This is a genomic window from Paraburkholderia tropica, from assembly GCF_900109265.1.
In the GTDB taxonomy this organism is placed as follows: domain Bacteria; phylum Pseudomonadota; class Gammaproteobacteria; order Burkholderiales; family Burkholderiaceae; genus Paraburkholderia; species Paraburkholderia tropica.
In genome coordinates this window covers 1-1977 of the sequence record NZ_FNZM01000058.1, presented here as the reverse complement: position 1 = coordinate 1977, position 1977 = coordinate 1, and the positions used below count along the sequence as shown (strand labels likewise).

Annotated in this window: 1 protein-coding gene; it reads left to right on the top strand. The window is 65.5% G+C overall.

Annotated features, from left to right (window positions below; translation table 11 throughout):
* Positions 1-1977 (top strand): two-partner secretion domain-containing protein (locus BMY06_RS38010; RefSeq protein WP_143064473.1); only part of this gene is annotated, 1977 nt, incomplete at both ends.

Sequence of the window (1977 nt, the reverse complement as noted above, 5' to 3'; positions counted from 1 at the left end):
CCGAACTTCGCGCCGGGACAGGCGGCGAAGGTCATCGTCAATCAGGTCAACAGTGCGAGTGCGTCGCAGTTCAATGGTGCGCTCGAAGTGGCAGGGCAACGCGCGAATGTGATTCTGGCGAATCCTTCGGGGATATCCGTCAACGGCGGCACATTCATTAACACGAGTCGCGCGACGCTGACCACAGGCACGCCGAACTATGCGGCGGATGGTTCGCTCTCGGGCTTCAACGTCACGGGCGGCAACATCACGGTCAGCGGCGCGGGCCTGAACGCGTCGGACGTGGATCAGGTCGATCTGCTGTCGCGCGCCGTGCAGGCGAATGCAGCGGTCTACGCGAAGACGAACCTGAACGTCGTGACCGGCGCAAATCACATCGATTACAACTCGCTCGACACGGCCGCGATTGCGGGCGACGGCCCAGCGCCAGGCGTTTCGATCGACGTGAGCAATCTCGGCGGCATGTACGCAAACCGCATTGTGCTCGTTGGCACGGAGGCAGGCGTCGGCATTTCGCTCAAGGGCATCACGGCTGCACAATCCGGCGACCTCGTGCTGACCTCGGCGGGCAGGCTCGTGCTTGCCGGTCAAACGAATGCTAGCGGCAACATCGTCGCGAGCGCACAGGACATCGACAGCAGCGGCACGACCTACGCGCAACAGAACGCTAACCTCTCCGCGTCTGGCGCGCTGACCAACAGCGGCATGATTGCCGCGCAGCAGAACACGAGCGCGAACGCCGGTTCGGTGAATTCGACCGGCACGCTCGCGGCAGGCGTGAACGGCGACGGCTCGCTTGCGCAAACCGGCGACCTGAACGTAAGCGCATCCGGCGCGATCACGGCGACCGGCCGCAATGTCGCGGGCGGCAACGCGAGCGTAAGCGGCGCGTCGGTCGATCTCGCGGGCGCGACGAATTCCGCGAACGGCGCGCTCATACTTTCGGCGAACAACGGCGACCTGAACCTCTCCGGCGCAGCGACGACCGCGGGCGGCACGCTCGACGCACGCGCCGCAGGCACGCTCACGAACGACAACGGCGCGATGTCGTCGGGCAGCGCGCAAACCCTCACGGCGAGCGCGCTCTCGAACCGCGCCGGCCAGATCGTTTCAGGCAGCACGCTGACCGAAAACGTCGCGGGCGCGACGAACAACCAGGGCGGCACGATGCAGGCCGCGGGCGCGCTTGCCTCGTCGAGCGCATCGCTCGACAACTCGGACGGTCACGTTGCGTCGCTGAACGCAGACGGCGTTTCCCTCACGACGACCGGCCTGCTCAACAACGGCGCGGGCGGCACAATCGGCGGCAATGGCGCGGTCAACGTGCAGGCCGGACAGATCGCGAACGCCGGGTCTGTCACGGCGGTCCAGAGCCTGATTGCGCGCGCCGTGCAAACCCTGTTCAACAGCGGCACGTTCGCGACCAACGGCGACATGACGCTGTCGGCCGGGTCGACGCTCACGAACGCGGGCCAGTTCGGCGCGGCCCGCGCGCTCACCTTGTCGGCTGCTACGTTCGACAACAGCGGCGGCGCATCCAGCGCCAGCCAGTTCGTGCTGCACGCGTCGAACCTCATGAATCGCGGCGGCACCCTCACGCAGACCGGAACCGGCGCGATGACGCTCGACGTGACCGGCACGCTCGACAACTCCGCGGGCGGCACGCTGCAAAGACGTGCAAAGCCCTGGACGTTCGTCGCGTCGGTTGATAACTCCGGAACCGAGTCGACAGGCAAATGGCAAGGCAACGTCAGCCTCGGCATCGACAATCCGCTCGGCCTGAACGACATATTCACGGTCGGCGCGAATCAGGATTTGTCGTTCGGCAACAAGGCGCTCGGTTCGCACGGGTTCAATGGTTCGTACTCCATTCCGTTCGGCTACTGGACGGCGACCCTGTCGGGCAACACGAACACCTATTACCAGAACATCGCGGGCGTGAACGAGACGTTCGTATCGAGCGGCAACTCACAGACG